The sequence below is a fragment of the bacterium genome, assembly GCA_040756715.1.
Taxonomy (GTDB): domain Bacteria; phylum UBA9089; class UBA9088; order UBA9088; family UBA9088; genus JBFLYE01.
On the sequence record JBFLYE010000158.1, the window covers coordinates 1 to 3,888 of the forward strand.

Annotated in this window: 5 protein-coding genes; all 5 read right to left on the reverse strand. The window is 36.4% G+C overall.

Annotated elements, in window-relative coordinates; genetic code table 11:
• The coding region (coaBC, locus tag AB1397_05790) for a bifunctional phosphopantothenoylcysteine decarboxylase/phosphopantothenate--cysteine ligase CoaBC (GenBank protein MEW6482497.1) at positions 1 to 749 on the reverse strand (749 nt) is incomplete at its 3' end.
• Positions 739 to 1,545 carry an FAD/NAD(P)-binding protein gene (locus AB1397_05795; GenBank protein ID MEW6482498.1) on the reverse strand — a complete coding sequence of 269 codons (807 nt, stop codon included), beginning with the start codon at positions 1,543 to 1,545 and terminating at the stop codon, positions 739 to 741. The genes AB1397_05795 and coaBC, both read right to left, overlap by 11 nt.
• Before the next feature lies 1 nt (position 1,546).
• Positions 1,547 to 2,551, reverse strand: coding sequence for a 4Fe-4S dicluster domain-containing protein (locus tag AB1397_05800; GenBank protein ID MEW6482499.1), 1,005 nt, complete (start codon positions 2,549 to 2,551; stop codon positions 1,547 to 1,549).
• On the reverse strand, positions 2,535 to 3,332 hold the full coding sequence (locus AB1397_05805) for a 4Fe-4S binding protein (GenBank protein ID MEW6482500.1): 798 nt from the start codon (positions 3,330 to 3,332) through the stop codon (positions 2,535 to 2,537). The genes AB1397_05800 and AB1397_05805 overlap by 17 nt, the downstream gene beginning before the upstream one ends.
• Positions 3,319 to 3,780 carry an ORF6N domain-containing protein gene (locus AB1397_05810; protein ID MEW6482501.1) on the reverse strand — a complete coding sequence of 154 codons (462 nt, stop codon included), beginning with the start codon at positions 3,778 to 3,780 and terminating at the stop codon, positions 3,319 to 3,321. Before AB1397_05810 ends, AB1397_05805 begins: the two co-directional genes overlap by 14 nt.
• Positions 3,781 to 3,888 lie beyond the last annotated feature (108 nt).

The following is a 3,888-nucleotide window of genomic DNA, read 5'->3' on the forward strand; positions in this document are numbered from 1 at the left end:
TCATCAACCATTTTTTTCATCTCAGAGGCTGTTTTTACCGTGTATCTTTTTATAGATGACAGGGTAGGAATATCTGTTGTGGTTATTAGGGATACATCGGCTCCCAACAAAGAAAATCTGCTGGCTAAGGAATGCCCCATAAGACCTGATGAGCGATTTGAGATAAACCTTATCGGGTCTATTGGCTCAATTGTTCCACCTGCGGTTATTAAGACCTTTTTAGAAAGAGCAATCTTGCTTATTTCAAGAAGAGAGATTGCCTCCTTAACTATTACATCAACCTCAACAAGCCTTCCATAACCTTCACCTTTTGCCAATTTCCCCTTTTCTGGCTCTATTATAATTACGCCGTTTTTCTTCAAAATCTTAATATTCCTTTGTGTGATAGGATTTAGATACATTCCCTCATTCATTGCTGGTGCAATTATAATTGGTGCCTTCATAGCTAAAGCAATGCTTGTTAAAAGGTCATCTGCTATGCCTTGTGCAATTTTTCCTATGATATTTCCTGTGGCAGGTGCAATAATTATCAAATCGCATTTCTTTATATGCTCGATGTGGAATGAGGGCTTTATCGCTACAGGGTTTTCTGAGAGGGTTGCAATTGTAAGTGGGCTGATAAATTTCTTGGCCTGCCTTGTCATTACAGGATGAATATCGCACCCTAAGCTTTTAAGCTTCCTTATAAGCTCACAAGACTTATATGCGGCAATGCTTCCTGTTATTCCAAGGATTATATTAGAATTCATCTGGCATATTCTTTATCTCCTTCAGGCTGAATACAGGGCCATCCTTACAGAGATAGGTTTTTCCAATGTTGCACCTTCCACATTTGCCAATGCCACACTTCATTTTCATCTCAAGGGTTGTTATAATTTTATGATCAGAAAATCCTAGTTTTTCCAAAGAAGAACAAACAAATTTTATCATTATGGGAGGCCCGCAGGTAATTACAAAGGTATCTTCTCTCTTGGGAGATAATTCCTCCAATACCTTGGGAACAAAGCCAATCTTTTCTTTCCAATCAGGGGTTTCTCCCCCTGGATCAACGGTTAAAAAAACATTTATTTTCTCTTTCCATTCATTAATCTCTTTTTTATAGACAAGGTCAGAAACGCTTCTTGCACCATAAAGCAAGGTAATCTCAGAAAAATCCTCTCTTTTGTCCAGGCAATATAAAAGCAAGGAGCGCAAGGGCGCTAATCCAATCCCACCGCCAATAAACAATAGATTTTTTCCTTTAAATAGTTCAATGGGAAATGAATTGCCATAAGGACCCCTAAAGCCAATCTTGTCGCCTAGATCAAGGTTATGTAAGGCATCTGTAACCCTCCCTATTCTCTTTACCGTGCATTCAATATAGCCTTTCTTTGTAGGCGATGAGGCAATGCAAAATGTAGCCTCTCCCTCAGAAAATACAGAATATAGCCCAAATTGTCCTGGTCTATAAGAAATATCCGCACCAAGCCTGAATGTCTTGATATCAGGTGTTTCCTCAATAATATCAATAATCTCTAAAACCTTTGGTCTATATATATTTTCCATTTTACCCCTTGACTCCTGACTCCTGACTCCTGACTCCTGACTTCTCAATTACCTCCATAATATCCATAGAAACAGGGCAATGCCTTATGCACCTTCCACAGCCAACACAGGCAAATTCATTAAATCTCTCTTTAAAATATGAGAATTTATGCATTATCCTGTTTCTGTATCTTTGAAATTGCTCTGGTCTTGGCTGATGGGCGGCCATCTTTGTAAAATAGGAAAAACTACAGGAATCCCAACATCTAAAACGGCTATTTTTTTCATCAGCGATATCAAAGCAATAGCAGGTTGGGCATAAATATGTGCAAATCCCACAGCCAAGGCATTTTTGGGAAATTTCCTTCCAAAGGGGATTATCAAAGGCAATTGGGGAGTTAATTGAAATATGCCTTTTTATTTTAGATGTTAGGATTTCTTTTTCTTTTTCCTTTATCTTTTTGTCTTCTGCTAAAGGGAGGTCTTTAACAAGGTTTTCTCCCCTTTCGGTTAATACCTCAAGGTAATAACAACCAGATAGCTCAATCATTAAGATGTCAGAGCCATCCTCTAAATTATATCCCAATGATGTGCAAAAGCAAGTATCCTCTGGCTCTGGACAAAGAATGCTTATGATTATGGTATTTTCTCTCCTTTTAAGATATGCCTCATCCCTTGGTTGCCATTCAAGGAATGGCTTATCAATGATGGTTAATCCCTTTGCCTCACAGGGGCGACAGCCAATAATTATTCTTTTCTCATCGTTCATTGATGATTCTAAGATTTCAATCTCATTCTTTTTTATCTTAAATCTAAACAATTCTTCTCTTTGGGGAAGAAAAATGGATTTAAGTGGATGTGACGAGGCAATGGAGTAGTCAAAACAAGGCTTTATTCCATCTTTAAGCCCTTTAAAAAAGATAAGATTACCATCTTTTACAGGAAGCAAAACAGAAAAATCCTTCTTTAGGGCCTTTATAAAGTCATTTAGCTTTTCTTTGTTTAATAATTTATCCGATAAATTCATTGTAATCCCCTTTTTTAAATGTCTGAAAGGGTGGTTTTAAGTCTACATCTTTCCCTGGGGTATAATCAAATAGCTCAAAGACATCCTTTTCTATCTTTAGGTTTAGTAAGGATAATGGGATATTCATTGGACAAACTCTTTCACACTCTCCACAACCAACACACCTTCCTGCCAGGTGCAATGCCCTGGTTATGTGAAAGATAAAATTGGATGAGCTTGAATTAGCCTTTGAAATCCATTGTGGAATGCTTACATCCACAATACAGGTTTCGCAATAGCAAAGGGGACAAACCTGGCGGCAGGCATAGCACCTTATACATCGGCTAAATTCATTTTTAAAATAATTCCATCTCTCCCTTGGGTTTTTCTTTTCAAACTCAATAATCTCTGCGAATTTATCCATTTTTTCCTTTTCTCCTATTTTCTCTCCAATTGTGTAATCACAGAATGAAGGGTTTTGGCAATCACAGGATAGGCATTTTTTTAAATTAAGCCCAGGGCAGGTAACCCCAATTATTACAACATCTTCTCTCTTTATCTGATTCTCCTGGATAAGACCAATTATAGATTTTACATCACAGGGTTTTGCAACAATTGCACATTTTTCTTTTATCCTTGTCAAATAAACCGAGAGATTATTAAAGCATCCCTCATTAAAAACAAGCCTTTTTGTCTCCTCTTTATCCTTAATAAAACAGGGGTACCCCTTCTTGTCATATCCAATGATAAGGGAAACTTCTCCCTTTTCTAACAATTCAGATGCTATTTCACTTATTTCCATCCTTTTCTCTAAACCCTATTCTTTTTATATTAGAAGCAGGGGTAATGAGCAAGGTTTTTATGGCATCAAAAACAATCTTAAATTGCTGGTCATATTTTCTTTCCATAGATTCAATCTTTTTCTTTAGTTCTTCGTGGGTAATGACTATTTCTCTTAGTCTTGTAAAGACCCTCATAATTTGGATATTCACTTGAATTGCCCTTTTGCTGTTTAGAACACTTGAAAGCATAAGAATACCATGCTTTGTAAATGCGTATGGTAGATATTTTGAATGCTCGCCTCTTTTTAAGGTGCCAAAATGGCTCCTTAAAGCCCTATATTCTTCCCTTGTCATTTGAAACATAAAATCTTCTGGAAATCTTTCTATATTTCTCTTGACCTGTCTTTTTAACGCAGATGTTTTTACTCCATAAAGCTCTGCCAGGTCTTTATCTATAGTTAATTCCATAACGCTTTACAAAATGTATGTGTTTAGATAATCTTAAGGAAAACTTTATAAAATTATGAATTTTGAATGTTGAATTTTGAATTAAAAGGGAAAAAATTTTATAAAACT

Bases quoted from the DNA above. Each gene is read 5' to 3' on its own strand.
- AB1397_05805 (MEW6482500.1), bottom strand. From the start codon at position 3,332: ATGGAAATAAGTGAAATAGCATCTGAATTGTTAGAAAAGGGAGAAGTT.
- AB1397_05795 (MEW6482498.1), bottom strand. From the start codon at position 1,545: ATGGAAAATATATATAGACCAAAGGTTTTAGAGATTATTGATATTATT.
- AB1397_05800 (MEW6482499.1), bottom strand. From the start codon at position 2,551: ATGAATTTATCGGATAAATTATTAAACAAAGAAAAGCTAAATGACTTT.
- AB1397_05810 (MEW6482501.1), bottom strand. From the start codon at position 3,780: ATGGAATTAACTATAGATAAAGACCTGGCAGAGCTTTATGGAGTAAAA.